The organism is Butyrivibrio sp. MC2013 (genome assembly GCF_000424585.1).
GTDB lineage: Bacteria > Bacillota > Clostridia > Lachnospirales > Lachnospiraceae > Butyrivibrio.
Genome location: NZ_AUKE01000011.1, coordinates 107,094 through 127,464, shown reverse-complemented (window position 1 = coordinate 127,464; position 20,371 = coordinate 107,094). Strand labels below are relative to the sequence as shown.

13 protein-coding genes are annotated in these 20,371 nt (G+C 45.0%); 10 read left to right on the top strand and 3 right to left on the bottom strand.

Features of this window, described 5'->3' with window-relative positions; translation table 11 throughout:
- Positions 1 to 288 precede the first annotated feature (288 nt).
- Positions 289 to 1,017 (bottom strand): phosphatase PAP2 family protein, encoded by a 729-nt coding sequence (locus tag G636_RS17870; RefSeq protein WP_051226751.1) that lies wholly within the window; start codon positions 1,015 to 1,017, stop codon positions 289 to 291.
- A 216-nt stretch (positions 1,018 to 1,233) separates the two neighbouring features.
- Positions 1,234 to 2,226, bottom strand: coding sequence for a diacylglycerol/lipid kinase family protein (locus G636_RS0108305; RefSeq protein WP_081668330.1), 993 nt, complete (start codon positions 2,224 to 2,226; stop codon positions 1,234 to 1,236).
- Between the two features lie 124 nt (positions 2,227 to 2,350).
- On the opposite strand from G636_RS0108305, the gene glyA reads away from it, so the two are divergent.
- From glyA to G636_RS0108275, 6 genes are all read left to right on the top strand, one after another.
- On the top strand, positions 2,351 to 3,589 hold the full coding sequence (gene glyA, locus G636_RS0108300) for a serine hydroxymethyltransferase (RefSeq protein WP_026507668.1): 1,239 nt from the start codon (positions 2,351 to 2,353) through the stop codon (positions 3,587 to 3,589).
- A 15-nt stretch (positions 3,590 to 3,604) separates the two neighbouring features.
- A complete protein-coding gene (locus G636_RS0108295) occupies positions 3,605 to 5,170 on the top strand; it encodes a response regulator (RefSeq protein ID WP_026507667.1) in 1,566 nt (521 codons plus the stop codon).
- Positions 5,171 to 5,403: 233 nt separating this feature from the next.
- On the top strand, positions 5,404 to 6,684 hold the full coding sequence (locus G636_RS17865) for an ABC transporter substrate-binding protein (RefSeq protein ID WP_051226749.1): 1,281 nt from the start codon (positions 5,404 to 5,406) through the stop codon (positions 6,682 to 6,684).
- Between the two features lie 150 nt (positions 6,685 to 6,834).
- On the top strand, positions 6,835 to 7,659 hold the full coding sequence (locus G636_RS0108285) for a carbohydrate ABC transporter permease (RefSeq protein ID WP_196803059.1): 825 nt from the start codon (positions 6,835 to 6,837) through the stop codon (positions 7,657 to 7,659).
- A 23-nt stretch (positions 7,660 to 7,682) separates the two neighbouring features.
- Complete coding sequence (locus tag G636_RS0108280) at positions 7,683 to 8,519, top strand: carbohydrate ABC transporter permease (RefSeq protein ID WP_026507665.1); 837 nt, start codon at positions 7,683 to 7,685, stop codon at positions 8,517 to 8,519.
- A 12-nt stretch (positions 8,520 to 8,531) separates the two neighbouring features.
- A complete protein-coding gene (locus G636_RS0108275; protein WP_026507664.1) occupies positions 8,532 to 12,992 on the top strand; it encodes a cellulase family glycosylhydrolase in 4,461 nt (1,486 codons plus the stop codon).
- A 318-nt stretch (positions 12,993 to 13,310) separates the two neighbouring features.
- Here G636_RS0108275 and G636_RS0108270 read toward each other — a convergent pair whose 3' ends face one another.
- On the bottom strand, positions 13,311 to 15,095 hold the full coding sequence (locus tag G636_RS0108270) for a cache domain-containing sensor histidine kinase (RefSeq protein ID WP_026507663.1): 1,785 nt from the start codon (positions 15,093 to 15,095) through the stop codon (positions 13,311 to 13,313).
- A gap of 754 nt (positions 15,096 to 15,849) precedes the next feature.
- Between G636_RS0108270 and G636_RS0108265 the strand changes: the two genes are divergently transcribed.
- The 4 genes from G636_RS0108265 (at position 15,850) to G636_RS0108250 (ending at position 20,215) form a co-directional block, all read left to right on the top strand.
- A complete protein-coding gene (locus G636_RS0108265; RefSeq protein WP_026507662.1) occupies positions 15,850 to 17,550 on the top strand; it encodes a glycoside hydrolase family 3 N-terminal domain-containing protein in 1,701 nt (566 codons plus the stop codon).
- 19 nt (positions 17,551 to 17,569) lie between these two features.
- Positions 17,570 to 17,929, top strand: coding sequence for a hypothetical protein (locus G636_RS0108260; protein ID WP_026507661.1), 360 nt, complete (start codon positions 17,570 to 17,572; stop codon positions 17,927 to 17,929).
- Entirely contained in the window at positions 17,907 to 19,232 is a 1,326-nt protein-coding gene (rlmD, locus tag G636_RS17860; protein WP_081668329.1) for a 23S rRNA (uracil(1939)-C(5))-methyltransferase RlmD, read from the top strand. The genes G636_RS0108260 and rlmD overlap by 23 nt, the downstream gene beginning before the upstream one ends.
- 77 nt (positions 19,233 to 19,309) lie before the next feature.
- On the top strand, positions 19,310 to 20,215 hold the full coding sequence (locus G636_RS0108250; protein ID WP_026507660.1) for a LysR family transcriptional regulator: 906 nt from the start codon (positions 19,310 to 19,312) through the stop codon (positions 20,213 to 20,215).
- The last annotated feature ends 156 nt before the right edge of the window (positions 20,216 to 20,371 follow it).

Genomic DNA, 20,371 nt, shown 5'->3' with positions numbered 1-20,371 from the left:
GCCGCACAAACCTCTCCAAACTTATGACAGAAAAATGAAAAGGTTTGTGACAGCGAGTGAGAGTAAGGCTGTGACAGCGGAAGGAATTAGCAACATAAATAGAATGATCTACACTATGAATGATATACGAATTGCTTCGCAGCAAAGCTGCTCTCGCAATTCTACAATCATTCGGAAATCGCTTCCTGCTAAAGCAGAAAGCTTTTTTCCTCATGATTGTTAGGGTCATGAGACAACAAAAAACCACATGCAAGCATGTGGTTTTTGTTGTCTATGACCCTATATCATTCACTTCACAAATATCTCTTCCGGGGCTTCCTCGGGAGCAAGATCGATGACTCCAAGCTTGCCCAGGAGGTTGGTGACCAGATTGGTCCTGTATACAAAGTAGTAAGCGATAAGAGAAAGAGCAAGAGCTCCGATCACATCAGTAGCTGAGTGCTGCTTGATAAACATGGTGCTGACAACGATCAGCATGGCCATAACAGAGCTTGCTATGCGGCCCTTTCTGCCTATCCTTCTGGAGTGGTGCAGGCTGATGGCGCCGCCTACAGCATTGTAAGCATGCATGCTGGGGAAGACATTGGTAGGAGTATCATGTGTGTAAAAGAAACTTACCATATCTGTAAATATATTGTCTCTGGGCATCTGCGCAGGCCTTAAATACTGGATGGTTGGTACGAAGGTGGATAACACAAGGAAGAGTGTCATTCCAAATGAGAGGAAAGCCATGAACTTCCAGTAATCCTCGACTTCAAACTTGAGCAGCGGGAAGGCGGTGCAGAAGAAGACAAATCCGAACCATAGGATATACGGAACTACAAAAATCTCCATGAAGGGGATCTTGTCATCTATCGCCACATGCATCTCTGTGAAATGCACTACCGGGCGCTTCTCTATCCAGTTGAACCATATTATGTACATGATGGCATAAAGGCCTGTAGGGACAGCCATCAAAAAGGTCTTCCATACACGTTCTCTTGTGATGGGCTGTGAGTACTTGTCTTTAAATATCATATTAAACCTCGTTTGTATTATGCAAAAATGATTAGTGTTTGAACGATATAGCGTTTATGATTATTTATTGTCAAAGTCTAATATATACGGAGAATGCATAAAGCACAAGTGCAATTTTGATGAAAAAAAGGCTTATATTTACTCGTCTTTGGAGAAATAGCTCAAAAACTATCGCGAATAATTATATTCTATTGGTATATAAGCTGTTTTAAACTATTAAAAGAGCAGTTTTAACTTCAGGTCTGTGTTTTCAAAAGTGATCCTGCCGGCTTTTACAGATACCTCCCCATCAGTATGCACCCAGAAGCTGTCTCTACTGTCTACCAGCAGCTTCTTGCATTTAATAAAGGATATGCCCTTTGTATTACCGTGCTTTCCGAATTTGGATAAAGGCAGAGCCTTTAATATAGAGGCTTTGCTCATGGAGGCTGCCAGGCAGATGTCCAGGAGAGAGTCACAATAGTCTGCCTCAGGGCAGAATTTGAATCCCCCGCCTTCATAGGGTGTGATCATTGCTGCCAATAGGAGTATATCTTTTACGTCCATGAGCCCCTTATCATCGGGTCTTATATCGGCAGAAAACTTATTTGCCTTAAATATTTCTTTTAGTGCTACTGACAGATAGGTGAGCTTACCCAGCCCAAGCTTGTTCAGGAGCTTTTTGGCAGCTGTAACAGAAGCTTCTTTGCACACTACGGCATCAAAGCCTATTCCTGCAGATACGCAAAAGAGTCTGGAAAAGGACTCCGGCTTGTCCTGTCCTAAAGGAAAAGTATCCAGGATCCTTTCTGCGGTGACTTTACCTATATCAGTTGTACGACGGATCTGCCCCTCCAGGATCCTCTCGCCAAGGACCTTGCTGTCTGTGCCTCTGATGCCAAGACCCAGAGCCAGGTCACCTGCGCTTCCTGCGGGGATATAGCCCAGGGCTGTCTTGTCAAAGTCGCTGATGCCATTGATGACTTCGTTCATAGTGCCGTCTCCGCCAAATACCACCAGATGCACCATGTCCTCTATAAGGCAGCGGCTGCTGGTAAGCTTATATGTCAGACGGGTGGCATCGCCTGCCTCATTGGACATGACTGCCTGGTATTTGATATTGTGCTCTTCCATAAGAGCCTTGAAGCTGAGCCACTCTTGAAGGCCCAGGCCTGATCTGGCATAGGGATTTACTATACAGTAATACATGCTGCTACTTGCATCCTCCATCTTAGTCGTAAAATCTCTCCTTATTATATAGCAATTGCGGGAACATTGTGTTATTATATGCAAGATGACTTTAACGCGTTAAAACAACGCAAGGGGCAAAAGAATTAGATAGAGGAGAGTCGAAATGTATTCATTGGAAGAAGTAAGGAATGTTGACCCCGAAATAGCACAGGCTATTGAGGACGAAATGCAGCGCCAGAACGATCATATTGAGCTGATCGCTTCTGAGAACTGGACCAGCAAGGCAGTTATGTCTGCTATGGGAAGCCCGCTTACCAACAAGTATGCAGAGGGGCTTCCGGGCAAGAGATACTACGGCGGCTGCTATGTTGTAGACAGAGTTGAGAATCTGGCAAGAGAGAGAGCCAAGGAGCTCTTTAAATGTGATTATGCCAATGTGCAGCCTCACTCAGGAGCTCAGGCCAACCTGGCAGTACAGTTCGCGCTTCTTGAGCCCGGTGATACCATTATGGGTATGAACCTGAGCCAGGGCGGTCACCTGTCTCACGGAAGCCCGGCCAATATTTCCGGTAAATATTTCAATGTAATACCTTACGGCGTTGATGATAACGGTTTTATAGATTATGATGAACTTAAGAGACTTGCACAGGAGCACAAGCCCAAGCTGATCATCGCAGGTGCCAGTGCTTATTGCAGGACCATTGATTTTAAGAAATTCCGTGAAGCAGCAGATCTGTGCGGCGCTGTGCTCATGGCAGATATCGCTCATATCGCAGGCCTTGTTGCAGCAGGACTTCACCCCAGTCCGTTTCCTTATGCGGATGTAGTGACCACTACTACACACAAGACTCTTCGCGGACCCAGAGGCGGACTGATCCTTTGGAATCAGGAAGCTCAGGACAAGTTCAAGTTTAACAAGGCTGTATTCCCCGGTATCCAGGGTGGCCCTCTTGAGCATGTGATAGCAGCCAAGGCTGTATGCTTCAAGGAAGCTCTTTCACCTGAGTTCCGCGTATACCAGGAGAATATTATTAAGAACGCCAAGGCTCTTTGCTCCGGTCTTATGAACAGAGGCATCAAGATCGTATCCGGAGGCACAGATAATCACCTGATGCTGGTGGATCTGACTAACTTTGGTCTTACAGGCAAGGAAGTTGAGGCATGGCTTGATGAGGCTCACCTTACAGCCAATAAGAATACAATACCCAATGAGCAGCAGTCTCCCTTCGTTACCAGTGGTATACGTCTTGGTACACCCGCTGTTACCACAAGGGGCATGAACGAGGCTGATATGGATCGTATCGCTGAAGCGATCTCCCTTGTTATCAAGAAGAAGGAAGAGGGTATACCTGAAGCAAGAGCAATAGTTAAGGAGCTCACAGATCGTTATCCTCTGAATTGATAAGTCAGGAGCAGGATGAAGATTTTACTCGTTGATGATGATGAGATCATCAGGATGGGGATGAGAAAAGTCATAGAGAAAGCAGGAAAGGGCTGGGTCGTCGAAGGAGAAGCCTCCGATGGGGCTTTGGCCCTTTCTTTTCTTGACCAAAATCCGGATATCGACCTTATCATATGCGATGTCCGCATGCCCATAATGGATGGCCTTGAGCTGGCCCGAATCATTCAGAACGAGAGAGATTATGATCCGGGCATCATCATGCTCAGTGGTTACAATGATTTTGAATATGTCCGCAGTGCATTTGTAAGCGGAGCTTATGATTACATATTAAAGCCCTTCAAGAAGGACGAGTTTATCAGTCTCATAGAGAAAGCCGAGAAGAGACTGAGCAAGGAAAGACATACCAAGGAAGCCATAAATGGCAATAATGACTTTATCCTTTCTGAACTTTTAAAGAAACTTTCCTTCTCATCCAAAGAGGAAGCTCCCCAGCTCTTTGCCAGGATAGGCGCGATGGGAGTTGATATCTCCTATGAGTATTTTGCTACAGTAAGACTCCTGGTAGACCAATATTACAAGCAGTTTTCCAGAGAGGATGAGTACAAGAGGCAGCTGATAGGTGTGACGGATAAGGTAAATGAGCTTTTGGCAGACAGGGAAGGCTTTGATTACGCCTCTTGCATATACAAGCAGGAGCTGATGATCCTTCTCATGACAGACTCACCCCAGCGCGCCGAGCAGCTTGCTGACAAGATCCACAGGAGCCTGGTGAGAAATAATGAAGAGATCACAGTTACTGTGGGAGTGAGCAGTGTCTATAGTGACAGGTCCAGGATATCAGACAGCTTTGACGAATCCAGGAAGGCAGTAATGAGCAGATTCTACCTGGGTCAAAAGCAGCTCATATCTTATTCTGATATAGAGGGCAAGTGTATAGACATGCGCTATGATACAGAGCCTATGACAGCCAGGCTTGAGCACAGCCTCTGCCTTTTGGACCGTATCAGGTCCAAGGAGGATATGGACAAGGTCTTTTTGGATCTGAGCTATTGTACTTCAGACAGGTTCAGAAAGTATCTCCACGAGATCATAGATACTCTCTCTATCAGGATAGAGAACCTGGGAGTGTATGTGGCTGCTCACAGGAGAGAGATAGATTTTTATGTGGATTATCTCAATACCTTCCGTGAGCTAAAGACCTATATGAATGCCCTGCTGCAGGATATCATATCCTATATGGAGGGCGAGAAGGAGAAGAAGAGCGGACTTCGCATAGAGATGGCCAAGGAATATATTGATGCTCATTACAGCGAAGTGTTGACCTTAAATGACATGGCGGACAGGGCAGAGCTTAACCCTTCGTATTTCAGCAATCTCTTTAAACAGGAGACAGGGATCAATTTCTCCGAATACCTGCTGAATGTCAGGATGGAAAAAGCCAAGGACCTCTTAAAGGATCCTACCATCAAGATTTATGAGGTAGGCAGTATGGTGGGCTATGAGGATGCTGTATCCTTTGGCAGAGCCTTTAAGAAGAGATGGGGCATATCTCCAAAGGAATTCAGGAGCTCCGTATATTGATATTATGGTCAGAATTATGCAGAACCTTTCATCTTAAGATAAAGATGAAGGGTTCTTTTTTTATACAATATTTGATCAGGTATCAAAAAATGTATGGCCTTTTCACAAATTCTGTATAGATTAATAAATTTTGGCTGTTAAATTGCCCCTGTTAATAGCATAAGATATTTACAGGTTGCAACCGATGATAGCGTTAATAAGGTATTTAGTGATATAGGGAGGAATTGTTACAAATGAAAAGAAAAGCATTAACAGTTCTACTGATGGCTTCCATGCTGGGAAGCGCGCTGGCAGGTTGTGGATCTTCTGCAGAAAAGGAACTGACAACGGTTGAAACAGAAGACGAAACAGCCAAGGCAGACGGGGGCGAAGCCGCACTTACAGGCAGCATCACAGTTGCCAGCAACAGAACAGATATCGAGGATAAGCTGGTTTCATATGCTCAGAAATTCATGGATGAGCATCCCGGAACCAATGTAACATTTGAGACGATCAAGGAATACGATGATGTGGTTGCTACAAGGATCGCCGGCGGCGAAGCACCTGACATCTTCTATGTAGTAGATCCTATTAACCAGGATACCTACAAGGACTACTTCCTTCCTATAGATGATCTGGACTTTACAGCAGATGACATTCTCTTTTATGAGAACGGAAGAGGCACTGATGGCAATCTCTATGTACTGCCTCTGACAGTAAGCTACTGTGGTATGGTATACAACAAGGCAGCCTTCAAGGAAGCAGGAATAGAGAAGGTTCCTATGACAGTAGACGAATTCTACGATGACTGCGAAAAGCTTAAGGCAGCAGGCATCACACCTGTAGGAACAGCCTTTAAGGATATCTGGCCCATCTACGCATGGTGCGGTTGGGGCGAAGTCAATATCACAGCAGGTGACAACAGAGGTGAGAACAAGTATCCCGATCAGGATGAGATCTATGATGACACAATGCTGGCATCCATGAATATCATGAGAGAGCTTTACAAGAGGGGCTACCTGGAAGATGATATCATGTCCGCTAACTGGGACCAGTTCAAGCTGGATCTCTCCCAGGGCAAGGTTGCAATGCATTATTCAGAGACATGGCTTCCTTCTCAGTTCGTAGAACTGGGTGCAAAGCAGGAAGACATCGGTATGTTCCCCTTCCCCGGTGCCAAGAATATCAAGGCAGGCGAAGGTAAGAAATGGGGTATTTCCAAGGATACATCAAGCCCTGAGCTTGCCAAGGCATTCCTGTCATACATGCTTGAGAATCCTGTAGAGCCTACTGATATTCCTTCCAATACAAGTATAGAGGTTAGCGATCCTTTTGTAGCAGAGCTCTTATCATACGGCGTAGAGCCGCTGAGCCCTATTGTGGGAGATGCAAGATTTTCTAACATCAAAAATGATATCGAGCTGGATGGTCAGAAGTTCTTCCTGACATATGTAATGGAGGAAAGTGACGAGAAAGCGGCTGAGCTGATCGCCGACTGGAACAAGAAGTGGGCTGAGGCCAGAGTGAATTATTAAAATATCCTGATATAGATTTAGGGATTGCTGATTTACAGGGCAGTATTGCTGATTGGCAATACTGCCCTTATTGCGCTCAAAAATGGGAGTTATTTCATGAAAATAAAAACCAAAGACAGAATATACATAGTTTGTTTTTTGCTTGTCCCTGTGACACTACTGGTACTTTTTTCCTACTATCCGCTCTTTAAGCTGATACAGCTATCCTTTACCAATTGGAACGGAATGAGCACTGAGCTAAAGTACATTGGTATCAAGAATTACAAGGATATAGCAGGACAAAAGGAGCTTTTCAGAACCTTTGGAAACAACATGGCATACGTTATCACAGCCATTATCCAGCAGGTGGCAGGCCTTTTTCTGGCTATTCTTCTTAACAGCAATATCAAGATGAAGACCACCTTCAGGGCCATTCTCTTTATGCCATATATCATCAACGGTGTGGCAGTAGCCTTTATGTTCAACTACCTCTATGACTACTCCAATTCACCCATCAATTTTGTCCTGAACCTCTTCGGAGCAGAGTCGGTACATTTTATCAGTAATTCATATATGACCAATTTTGCTCTGTCATTTATCAGCTTCTGGAAATATTGCGGATGGACCATGGTGATATATATTGCGGCCCTGCAGTCCATATCTTCTGAAGTATATGAAGCGGCCAGGATAGACGGAGCAGGCTTCTTTCAGACAATAAGGTACATAACCCTTCCTAATATCAAGACTATGCTGGAGGTATCCCTTCTACTGAGTCTTAACGGTGCACTTCAGGTATACTTCGAGCCCTTCCTTATTACCAAGGGTGGACCGGACGGAAGGACTGCAACCTTTATCAGCTCCTCACTGGAACTGGCTTACAACTATTCCAAATATGGCAAAGCTGCAGCTATGGGCGTGATACTTCTTATCATCATCCTCATCCTTGTAGCAGTGCAGAATATATTCCTGAAGGGAGACGATGCCGCAGTAAATTGATAGTGGCAGGCGCGGAGGATTAGATGAAATCAACATTTATTATCAATAACAAGATCGGGAGATTCTTTATTTATCTCATTATGGTCCTGGGGATCGTTTCTGTGTTTGCCCCTCTTCTCATAGTGCTGAATGTCTCCCTTAAGAGCAATGAAGAGTACATGATGAAGGGAGTCATGACCCTTCCTGAGAATATCACCAATATATCCAACTTTATCAGAGCATATGTAGAAGGTAATTTTACAAGGGGTTTTATCAATACAGGTCTTTTGGTAGTGGTATCGGTTCCTGTGACAGTGATCATAGCTTCACTTGTGGCATACACGTTGTCACGCTTTGACTTTAAGTGCAGGAAAATAGTCTATCTGGCTTTTCTCATCCCTACTTTTATACCGGGTATGACAGTGACCATAGCTACTTTCCAGGTGATCAAGGCACTGGGGCTCTATAACAGCATCCTGGCAGGCATCATCCTGTACATAGGTACAGACATTATGCAGATATACATCTTTCTGCAATTTATCAGCAAGGTGCCCATCTCTCTGGATGAGAGCGCCATGCTGGACGGAGCGGGGAGACTGCGTATCTATACATCCATCATCCTTCCCCAGCTGGGACCTGCAATTGCTACAACGGTCATCTTAAAGCTCCTTGGTATATACAATGACTTTTTTACTCCTTACATGTATATGCCCAAGGTCAAGACCGTGGCTACAGGACTCTATGCATTCTCAGGAGACAAGCTGGCTGAGTGGCCTCTTATGAGCGCTGCTATTGTACTGGTGGCCATACCCACCATCATCATCTACATCTTTTTGCAAAAATATATAATCAGCGGCGTAACTGACGGCGCTGTAAAATAAAAGGAGGACAAAATGAATGGAGTATTAATGAAATTCATGGGAGGCTTTATGGCAGCAGCGCTGTCTGTAACCTCCATCCCGGCATCCGTGTCGGAGAACTCGCTGGCTGAACCTGCTGCTGTGATTGACAGCAGTAGCACAGTATTTAGCGAATTCGTAACAGCTGATGGAACAAAGCTCATGGAGGGTGACAGGGAGCTGCAGTTTATATCTCTCAACTATCCTCAGGCTACTTCTGACAATGAATGGGAGCATGCCAATGCCATCAAGACCATAAAGACCATGGGCGGCAGAGTGACAAGGACCTATACAATCCCTGTATATAATGGCCAGAATGCACACAGGGCTTATGTCACAGGTGTGGATGAAAATGGCAATCTTACCTTCAACGAAGATGCACTTAATGAGCTGGATGATGTCCTGGCCAAGTGTAATGAATACGGAGTCAGAGTGGTAGTGCCGCTGGTAGACCACTGGCACTGGGTTGGCGGAATAGACGGATATGTTTATCTGGCAGGAGAAAATGATGGTGCGCCTTCTAATTCATCCTTCCAGGACTGGGCATGGAAATTCTATTCCAGTCCCAAATGTCTGGACTATTTTGAACAGATGATCACCCACCTCTTAAACCGTGTAAATACTGTAACAGGCGTGAAATATATGGATGATCCTGCGATCCTGTGCTGGGAGACAGCCAATGAAGCAGGTGGCAATCAGAGTAATCAGATTGCACACGATGATGAGCTGAGCACCTGGAACAAGGCCGTTGTAGAGCATATCAAGTCCATAGACCACAATCACCTGGTACTGGACGGCAGAATGTCTACTACAGAGAGATCCAGGAGCGATGAAAATCCCGCGGACATCCTGGGAGCACACTATTATGAAGGCAATTATGCCACAAGATGTGCTGATGATACCAGGCTCTGCCATGAAGCCGGAAAGCCCTTTATCCTGGGTGAGTTTGGAGCCAAGGTTACAGCTGATCCCTGCATCGATGTATTCCAGGCAGGCGTGGATAATGGCACCAACGGCATCATGATGTGGTCTCTGAGAGCACACAAGGACGGCTTTGGCTACTACTTCCATGATGAAGACGGCTACTGGGCTGCATATCACTGGCCGGGCTTTGAAGCAGGTGACTATTACGGTGAAACAGAGATATTAAGGGCCATCTATGCTTATGCTCAGGTGGTGAACGGAGCTGCAGCAGATTATGAAGAAGCCAGAAATATCCCTATTCCTGCTCCTGAGACAGATGAAGCACCCCTTCTCTATGAATCATCAATGGCCGGTGGCTCAGTTGCTGATATCAAGTGGAGAGGCGTAGTAGGCGGCGCATGGTATGAAGTAGAGAGAGCAGATGGCAGAGTATCTGAGGCGGAAGCTGACAGTGCAGAGTGGACGCTTGTTTGCGATAAGTCCGATAAGCTCTATGACTCGGGCAGAAACAGAGAAGACAAGGCTCATGATTGCATGCCAGGCTTTCATGATGAGACAGCAATAGACGGACAGACCTATTCCTATAGACTCAGAGCTGCCAATGAGAGTGGCTACGGACTCTGGTCCAATATAGTAACTGTAGAGAATGTTAATCATCTGGTAAATGATCCTCTGGATATGATCTCTGTATCCAGCACTGACAATAATCCTACTGAGATCAGAAGGACATATAGCTATGACCATTCCAGAAATGTAGAATGTCCCGGCAGTTATATTGTAAATAAGTCAGATAGTGAAGGCTATATTGAATACAAGGCCTCTATAGCTGCAAAGACTATAACTGTAAATGCAGCTTCAGAGCCCTCTGAAGAAAATGCACCAAAGATTGCTGTATCCAATGATGGTATCAGATTTACACAGCTGGAAACTGCTCATGAGAGCGGCAGCACAGTGTACGTTGCAGAGGCTGATCCTGCAAGCTGCTATGGCAACTATGTGAGAGTATATCTGCCCGGCAAGAGTGCTTGTAAGCTGGAGGATATCACAATCCTCTATGTCAATGACGGCGGCGCTCCTGCAGGCGAGCCTGCACCCGCATCACCTATGAAGAATGTGATCATCCAGGACAATCAGTTTGGGGAAAATGGCGCAGATCCTCTCTATGTATATAAGGATGATGAGACTCTTGTATACAAAACACTGGATGATATCAATGCATACCGTGTTATCGCTTATTGCAAAAACGGCAAAGAGCCTCTTGTAGAATACTCCTATGACGGCAGCAGCTTCAACAAGGTTCCTCTTCTCAAAGAAAGTGAAGAGAACGGTGAAAAGCGTCTGGTATACGGAGACCTGAATGTATCTGACATGGTAAGAGTGATCAGAGTGACAGTAGCTAAGGAGAACAAGGATGACATCAGACTATCATCCGTAGAGCTCTCATCAGGCAAGAAATCCATCCCTCTGGCAGATGAAGCTCCTGCCAACTCACTGGAAGACGGTGAATACTATTTTGGTCAGGACAGCACACTGGAAGCAGCATATACTGTATCATCTCTTGAAGATGGAAGCGGTCTTTGCCTTGAGAAGAACTTTTCTGCAAAGGATATGTCTGCATATGACAGTATCTATGCATATCTTGAAGGGGACGGATCTGACAATAAGCTGACCCTTTCCTTTACAGATGCAAAGGGGCTTGTATGGGAGAGTGAGGAATTTGATCTTTCATCCCGCAAGGCTTCTATGAAGAAAGCTCTGCTTGGCAGCTTTACTACTACGTCAGGCGCAGATCCTTCAGAAATGGATCTTACAAGCGTAAGCTCTTTTGCCATCGCCATCAAAGGTGCAAATGGGGAAAATGCTCTGGCGCGTATCAGACTGGATAAGAATAAGGCTTACTCAGGTAACTATGCTATAGCTATAGATTACAGCATGGGCGGCAATGACTACACAATCTATCTGGACAGCATATATATGGCTTCATCTACAAGAGTAGATGACTTTGAAGGCTACAGCGGCTCATCCAATCTTCTTGGAGCTGCATACAGCCGTAATACCAACGGCGGTAAGTTTGACCTGGCACTTGATACTGCCCACAAGTCAGAAGGCAGCTATGGCATGAGGATAGATTATGACTATAACGGTAAGGGCTATGCAGGCGTGACCAAGAAGATGGACCTTCTGAATCTGGCTGGTTATGACGGATTCGTGATGTTCATTGATAGTGATGGCTCAGGCAATGATATCAAGGTACAGATTGAGACAGATGTATCTACCTTCTCTTATACAGGTTTTATGACAGGTAAGGGACCTACATATTTCTATATGCCCTTCTCAGCTATCAAAGAGGAGTCCTGGGCAGGTTCCGGGCATGTGGTTGATTCCACAGCTAACCTTAAGTCAGTATCCATTTACTCTGATCAGAAGGGTGAAGTATCTGCAGGTACCTTCTATGTGGATGATATCAGAGGTGCTAATTTCGTAGCTGATCTGGAGTCAAAGAGCGCTGTTACCATAGACAGCATTGAGCCTGCAGCTATTACTGCCTTCCCCTTCACAATTTCAGGAACTGCTGACTTTGTGCAGTATGTAAGCGTAGTAGTAGGAGATAAGACCATCAACGTGCCTGTAAATGCTGATGGCAGCTGGACCTGCACCATTGACAGCGCTTTAGGCATACTCAACGGTGAAGATATCGCAGTAAAGGCCGGTGTATACTATCCCAATGGTGATGTGATCACAGAGACGTCAGGGGAGAAGATCAGTATCAATGTTGAAGGTAATGATCCTCCTTATGAAGAAAAGTATGAAGACCCGGTATGGACATGGGATTTTGCTACAGATGGCAAGGAAGGCTGGACCTTTGAAGGCTTTGATCCCTGGGTTGAGAACAGTCTTTTGGTAGCATGGAGCCAGACAGGATATGATGCTGTATTCTCCAAGACCATCACAGGCCTTGAGAATGGCACATATACACTTAGTAACGATATCAAAGTCAAGAGCAACATGAAGAATGTGCAGGTGGCTCTAAAGAGCGGAGAGACTGAAGTAGTATCTGATCCTATTGATACTGCAGACGTGGTTGTTGACGACAGATTCATTGACAGGAAGATAGAAGTGGCAAATGGCGAACTGACTATCATCTATCGCCTCTCTTCACCTACAGATTCCAATGGTACTACCTTTGCAGCAGGTGATCTGAAGCTCTATCAGACAGCAGTGGCTGAGCCTGAAGATCCTGAAGATCCGGGCCAGGGCGAGATCACAGATCCTACAGATCCTGAAGATCCCGGTCAGGGCGAGATCACAGATCCTACAGATCCTGAAGATCCCGGTCAGGGCGAGATTACAGATCCTACAGATCCCACAGATCCTGCAGATCCCGGAAACGGCGGCGCAGAGGATCCCGGACATGATCATGAGGACCACGGCGCAGCAGTTGTAGTAAAGATCGTGACCAGGATAGTAGTAAAGGTGGTAAGGACTATAGCAAGAGTGATCAAGTCTATATTTGGTTTTTTATTCAGATAATTACATGACGTAAGGGTCAAAAGTCATTTCGATTCGAGCTTGCTCGAAATCGAATATGAATTTATGACCCGCAAAACATGAGCAAAGTAGCACGTAGTGCGGATTTGCGAATGTTTTAGGATTGTGAGAGTTTCGAAGAAACGGAACAATCCGTTAGTCATAAGGTGTCAAAAGGAACTTTTGACACCTACCTCATTAAAATAAGTCAGCTGATACAGATATACCGGTCTGTGTCAGCTGACTGTTTTTGTTACGGCTATATTTTTTGAGCTTCTATGAGGTGATCTTGTTATGTTATTATGAACCGCTCTATCCGCATCATGTTAACCTTATCACTACCTTTGTGCCGCCGCCCTCTGCATTATATACAAAGAGACCTGCATCCTTGCCGCAAAAGAGCTTGATCCTGCGGTTTACGTTTCTAAGGCCGATGCTCTTAAAGAGGTCGTTTTTCTCATTGATATAATCATTGAGATTATCCAGCATATCCCGGTCCATTCCTATGCCGTTATCAGTGACTGTGATATCAAGAGCGTTTTCCCCGGTCCTTACCGCTGAGACTTTTACCAGTCCCCCTTCGCGGACAGAGTTCATACCGTGGTATATGGCGTTCTCTACAACGGGCTGGAGTATGAGCCTCGGCGTGGGAACTGAATAGAGCATGGCAGGAATATCCAGTTCAAAGCTGTATTGCTTCTTGAAGCGGTATTCCAAAAGCTGTATGTAGCTCTTTATATGAGATACTTCATCTCCCAGACTTACAGGCTTGTTGAGGTCACTGATACTGTATCTGAGGATGGAGCCGAGAGTTGCAGCCATGTCTGCGGTAGTATCATCATCGTTGATTATGGCCATCATGGAGATGGATTCAAGAGTATTATAGAGAAAATGAGGATTGATCTGGGCCTGGAGCATCTGCAGCTCCATCTCATTGGCAGCTATCTTTTCCAGGTACACTTCGTTGATCAGAGAGTCTGTCTTGTCTATAAGGGAGTTGTAGCTATCTGCCAGTCGGGCTATCTCATCTGACCCGTCTATCTTTACATGGGCAGTATAATCGCCGCTTTCTGCTACCTTCATCATAGAGCTGAGAAGGGTTATGGGCTTTACCACTTTGCGGATAGCGATGTAGGTCAGCATAAGTACTGCGAAGATGATGAGCAGGAGCTGTATGAAGCCTGAGATCCTGATCCTGCTGATCCCCCCCAGGAGTTCATCTGAAGGTATGATACTGATGATCCTGAGGCCAAAGGTATCGGAACTGACACTACCTGCGTAAGAGGTGATACCGTCTATACTGCATTTGTAGAGCTCTGCACCGCTCTTGTCAGCAATGGTGCTGATGACGCTTTGCTCCGGGATATCACTGGCTGTTAACAGCTCTGCGGAATCGTATATACAATAGTCATCCTTCATGATCAGGAAGCGGTGTCCGTCACTGAGCTTGACATCATCACAGAGCTTTCTGAAGAAGCTGACATCAGTATTGACCAGTAGTATCCCTATCACTGAGCCGCTTCGCAGCATCACTATGCCTCTGGCAATGCCGAATACATATAGAGGGCGGAGCTTCTCATTGACAACTTCCGGAAGCTCATAGGTCTTTACAAATACGGGCTTGCCAAAGCCTTCTACCGCTTTGAGGAACCATTCTTCCCCGGTGGGATCAAAGGGCGTATATATTGCATACTTGACCTTATAGTCTCCATTGCCCTCATTATTAAAGATAAAGCAGGAATTAACATCGCTCTTGTACATCATGATCTGCTCGAAGATCTGCTCGTTTTGCCTCTGAAATTCATAGCTGGCATTGCCGCTTTTATTGAAGTCGGAGAGCAGGGACATATAGGTCATGTCGTTTTCTTTATAGGTGAGGGGAATCTTGGTGACATTTGCAATGTCTGAGATATAGCTGTCAGCCTTGTCCAGGAGCTGATTATTGTTGCTCTCTACGATATCTCTGTAGCTGGCCAGCTTCTCTTTGGTATAGAGGCCTGCGGAAAAGAGTATGGATGAAGCCAGAAGGATAAAGGCCAGTACTATTATAAGAGTAAACCTGACTGTAATTGACAGATGACTGTAGAGCTCTTTGATCTTCTTCATGGCTATGCCCTTTTATCCTCATTGTATGCGGCTTTGGAAATTTTACTAACATTTATTTTACCATAAACAGGGCATTTGTAATCGGCTGAGGGAGATAGAGACTCACTTGTCAAACTGTCAGAAAATAATATAAAACACAAACAATAAACAGAAAAAACACTATTCGGACTATTAAATACAGATAAAATTAATAAAAATAGCAAAATTGACTTGACAAATAGAAGGCCTTTTCATATAATAAAATCAATCCAAGAGAGTTAGAGAGAAGGAAATACTTCGGGGGACCGAAAGAAAGGAAGGTACAGTCCAAAGATTTAATTAGTTTACTATAATCGCTGGAAATGGAGGTACAGTCCACCGGAAACTTAAGTTAGATTTTCGATTGAGAAACAGTGTTATATCATTACAACGGCTTTAGTACATGGAAAAGTGGTGAAAGCTCAAGAAGAAATAGGATTGGCCACCACAGCTTAGAAAAGCGAAAGTGAATGGAAAAAGCAGGTTGAGAAAACGGAGGTACAGTCCCTTGGATGCAAAAGAACCGACGCAGATCGGAAAGAAAGAATTAAAGATATAAAAGGCGGCGACTTGAAGAAGAAAAAGGTCGCCGCTTTTTATTGTGTTTGGAAGCAGCCGTGCATTCCTTGTGCTGACTTATATTGAGCAATAATGTAGTTCTTTTTGGTCTTTGATGGTAGGGGTATTCATGGTATACTTTATAAGGTAATTTTAATGTTTGGGAGGGGGAATAATAATGGGAAAAAATAGGAAACGCAGAGCAAAGAACATTAGCCCCAAAGTAGAGAATAAGACAGAAGATAAAGTAGTTGAAAATATAGATAATGAAGAAGTGACAGCGCTTGCAGAGGGTGAAGAAGCAGTAAGCTCTGAGGAAGAAAGCGTTAAGGCAGACAGCTTGGAGGAGGCAGCTTCTGAAGCGGATGCTTCAAAGCAGGCTGAAGCAGAGGCAGATAGCGCAGATGCAAGAGACTTTGAAGATAATGATAATGGTCATGATTCAGAAGCTGGTTCTGATGACATGGAGGCTGCAGCTGGCGAAGAGGCAACTCCTGATGAGGTAGCAGGCGATGCAGAGGCAGAAGCCTCTGAAGATGGCAATGATGGCTATGAAGCTGATGAAGATAGTAAGGAGGGCTACAGAGAGTCTTCTGATGAGTCAGATAGGGATAGCGAAGCATACAGAAGGGCTATCAGGCATCAGAGAAGAGTGAGAGTCCAGATTGCTGCTTATCTCATACTATTTGTGATGGCAGGACTGTTGATAGCAGGAGCGGGCTTTCTGGTCAAGACTGTAGGCGAGAGGATCAAGGAAGCCGGAGTATTCGCCGCAGAGACTGTTCAGGAGGAGGAAGTCAGTCCTGAAGAAGACAAGGTGATCATGTCACCTGTAGAAGATATAGAGGATGAGAGTAGTCCCGTGGCTGATGTTCCTGTATCAGAGGAGCTGCAGAATGTGATCGACAACATGACCCTGGAGGAAGAAATTGCAGGTCTCTTTATCATCACTCCTGAGCAGCTCACAGCTACAGATAATGCTGTCAAGGCAGGAGATAAGACCAGGGAAGCACTGGAGCAGACTCCCGTTGGTGGACTTGTATATTCTTCAAATAATATAATTGACTCGGTACAGATCACTGATATGCTCTCGGAGACCAGCAAGATATGCAAATATCCCCTTTTCTTTGCAGTAAGTGAAGCAGGCGGAGCTTCCGGCGTTGTAGCTCCTGCACTTGGCCTTGAAGAGACAGCTCTTCCTTCTGAGTATGCATCGGATGATGATGCAGCTGCCGGTGCATCAGCTATTGCATCTTATCTTACAACATATGGCTTTAATCTGAATCTTGCGCCTTCGGCTATCCTATCCGAGAGACCGGAAGCCTTTGGAATAGATCCCCAGGAGGTATCCGGAAGGCTGTCTTCTTATGTAATATCCTTGGAGCAGTCAGGTGTCAGTGCATGTGTAGGCAGCTTCCCCTCAGAAGCAGACAAGGTCAGTGAAACGGTTACTGGCTGCAATCTGAGCAAAGAGGACCTGGAGAGCAGATTTGGACCTTTCTACTCAGCTATAGATGCTGGTGCTGATATGATCATGATGGGCAATGTGATATGCCCTGCTCTTACAGGGGATGGTCAGACACCTTGCAGCTTGTCTGAAGGAGCAATTAGTGATACACTAAGGACTTCAATGGGCTATAAGGGAATAGTGATCACAGATGCTCTGAACATGCCCTGTATAACCAGTCAGTATACTGCAGATGCAGCGGCTGTTGCAGCTATTAATGCAGGAGCGGATATGATCTATCTTCCCGAAGATTTTGATTTGGCGTATAATGGTCTCTTGGAAGCTGTACAAAACGGTTCTGTTTCCAAGGACAGGATAGACTTGTCCATGAAGCGTATCCTGAGTGTTAAGTTCGGGGAAAATGATAAGTAATTAAGGAGAGTAATTGGTAATGGCGGGAATCAACACTGACTCACAGTCCTTTAACAACGAGGTGCCTTTTTGTAACATCTATTCTCAGAGAGAGAAGAAAGAGCTTGAGCGTCTCTTTTTGAAACAGCGTATTTCATACTATGTTGACTGGCAGAAGCAGTCTATCTGGCAGAAGCTCCTGGGAGGAAAGAGAGGATCTGATCGTATCAACTGTCTGATCCGTATCAACAGGGTGGATGTAGAGAGAGCATATGCTCTGGTCAAGGATATGCCGGGGCTTAAATTCAGGGAGATCAGCGGTGACAAAGAGCACAGGGCAGTGACCAAGCGCACTTTGATGGACCAGGATCAGGATTATGATGAAGAAGACGATTATTAAAAAAGAAAAAACAGCAGGCGCTAAAGAAAAGAATACTGCAGCAAAGAGCAGTTTTGCAAAGAATAGCGCTTCAAAGAACAAAGCAGCAAAAAATAATGCAGCTAAGAAGAGTACTGAAAAGAACAGTATAGCTGAAGGGGACAGCGCAGCACCGAAGAAAAAGGGCAGTCGCTGTCCTTATTTTAAGAAATGCGGAGGCTGTCACTATATTGACACTCCTTACAAAGAGCAGCTGAAGCTCAAGAAGAAGCATCTTCAGGGGCTGTTGTCTCCTTACTGCAAGGTTGAGGACTTCATAGCTATGGAGGATCCTGACCATTACAGGTGCAAGGTACATGCGGTATTTACCCATGACAGGAAGGGCAATCCCCTCTCCGGTATATACCAGGAGAGCAGTCATAAGGTGGTGCCTGTTGAATATTGCCTTCTCGAGGATCAAAAGGCTGACGAGATCATCGCTACTATCAGAGGACTTTTAAAGTCATTTAAGATCAGGACCTATGATGAAGATTACGGACAGGGCCTTTTCAGGCATATCCTTATCAGGGTTGGCAAGAATTCAGGGCAGATCATGGTAGTTCTTGTGGTGACCAGCCCCATCTTCCCATCCTCCAAGAATTTTGTGAAGGCTCTTTTGGAGAAGCATCCGGAGATCACTACTGTAGTACTTAATATCAATGACAGACACACTTCTATGATACTGGGAGACAGATTCAAGACCCTTTACGGCAAGGGATATATTTTGGATACTGTCTGCGGGCTGGAGTTTAAGATGTCACCTGCTTCCTTCTATCAGGTCAATCCCGTTCAGACCCAGAAGATGTACAGCAAGGCCATTGAGCTTGCAGGGCTGACAGGAGACGAGCTTGCTCTGGACTGCTATAGCGGAGTGGGTACTATTGGCCTTATAGCTTCCTCTCATGTAAGGGAAGTCATCAGTGTGGAGATCAATGGCGATGCGGTCAAGGACGCCATCTGGAATGCCAAGAACAATAAGATAGAAAATGTCACCTTTTATAAAAATGATGCTACACGCTTTATGCAGCAAATGGCTGCAGCCGGTGATAAGGCAGATGTGGTCTTTATGGATCCGCCCAGAAATGGTTCAACCGAGGAATTCCTCACAGCTCTTTTTGCACTGTTACCTTCCAAGGTTGTATACATATCCTGTGGCCCCGACTCTCTTGCCAGGGATCTTAAATTCCTGACTGCCGGAGGTTATAAGGTGGATCACTGCGTTCCTGTGGATATGTTCTGTCACACAAGGTCGATAGAGACTATTGTGACACTTTCCAAGAGATAAGAGGTAGACGGAACTATCAAAAAAGAAAAGGTCAAAAGAAAAGCTATCTGACATTTGACAAAGTAAAGGAACTGATAATGAATATTACTCAGATCAAATATGTACTTGAGCTGTCAAATTCCAGCTCTATGCGTGAAGCTGCTGCCAGACTCTACGTATCTCAGCCTGCCTTATCAGCCAGTATCAGGGAATTGGAAGAAGAGCTGGGGATACTCCTGTTTGAGAGGACCAATAAGGGTATCAGTCTGACTGATGAGGGAAGAGAGTTTATAGGCTATGCCAAGAGGGCGGTAGCCCAGTATGATATCCTTGAGGACAGGTATCTGTCCAGAGATAGCGGCAAGGAGCGCTTTTCTGTGTCAACCCAGCACTATAATTTTGCTATCAGAGCCTTTACCAATGTTATCAGATCAAGGGATCCTGAGAAATTTGTCTTTTCCATTCATGAGACCAAGACCAGAAATGTATTAGAGGATGTGAGCAGCCTAAAGAGTGAAGTTGGTATCGTGTCCTTTTCAGCAGGAAGCGAGAAGCTAATAAAGAAGCTTTTTAAGGAATATAATCTCCTTTTTGAGCCTCTTATGAAAAGGGAAACCTATATTTATGTCTGGAAAGATCACGAATTTGCAGGAAGAGAAGAGATTTCCATAGAAGAACTGTCTGCTTATCCCTGCGTATTATTTGACCAGACTGATGACAGCAATTTCTATTTGACAGAGGAAGCTCTGGCAGATTATGACTTTGGCAAGCTGATAAAGTCTGATGATAGAGCCACCAGTATGGAGATCATAGCAGATCTACACGGCTATTCCATAGGAAGCGGCATGCTGGCTGATGATGAGGCTATCCTGAAGGGTATGGTATCTATTAAGCTAAAGGAAGAAGATACCCTTACCATAGGCTATATCACTAGAAAAGGCAGCAAGCTCTCTGAATATGGCAAAGAATACGTGGAAGAGCTCCTTAAGTTTAAGGAATTATGACAGAGTCTCGTTGAAAAGTTAAAGCTAAGTATTAACAAGCATAAAACCAAAGCTCCGCTGGTGATGATCAGCGGAGCTTTTTGCATGATAAGAAACGTTTATCACTGATGATCAAAAGCGCGTAATTTTCTAAGGGCCCTATGGATGATAATATGA

Excerpts from the sequence above, each read along its gene's own strand:
- rlmD (WP_081668329.1), top strand. The coding sequence starts at position 17,907 with ATGATGAAGAAGACGATTATTAAAAAAGAAAAAACAGCAGGCGCTAAA.
- G636_RS0108295 (WP_026507667.1), top strand. The coding sequence starts at position 3,605 with ATGAAGATTTTACTCGTTGATGATGATGAGATCATCAGGATGGGGATG.
- G636_RS0108260 (WP_026507661.1), top strand. The coding sequence starts at position 17,570 with ATGGCGGGAATCAACACTGACTCACAGTCCTTTAACAACGAGGTGCCT.
- G636_RS0108305 (WP_081668330.1), bottom strand. The coding sequence starts at position 2,226 with ATGGAGGATGCAAGTAGCAGCATGTATTACTGTATAGTAAATCCCTAT.
- G636_RS17870 (WP_051226751.1), bottom strand. The coding sequence starts at position 1,017 with ATGATATTTAAAGACAAGTACTCACAGCCCATCACAAGAGAACGTGTA.
- G636_RS0108265 (WP_026507662.1), top strand. The coding sequence starts at position 15,850 with ATGGGAAAAAATAGGAAACGCAGAGCAAAGAACATTAGCCCCAAAGTA.
- G636_RS0108250 (WP_026507660.1), top strand. The coding sequence starts at position 19,310 with ATGAATATTACTCAGATCAAATATGTACTTGAGCTGTCAAATTCCAGC.
- G636_RS0108270 (WP_026507663.1), bottom strand. The coding sequence starts at position 15,095 with ATGAAGAAGATCAAAGAGCTCTACAGTCATCTGTCAATTACAGTCAGG.
- glyA (WP_026507668.1), top strand. The coding sequence starts at position 2,351 with ATGTATTCATTGGAAGAAGTAAGGAATGTTGACCCCGAAATAGCACAG.
- G636_RS0108280 (WP_026507665.1), top strand. The coding sequence starts at position 7,683 with ATGAAATCAACATTTATTATCAATAACAAGATCGGGAGATTCTTTATT.
- G636_RS17865 (WP_051226749.1), top strand. The coding sequence starts at position 5,404 with ATGAAAAGAAAAGCATTAACAGTTCTACTGATGGCTTCCATGCTGGGA.
- G636_RS0108275 (WP_026507664.1), top strand. The coding sequence starts at position 8,532 with ATGAATGGAGTATTAATGAAATTCATGGGAGGCTTTATGGCAGCAGCG.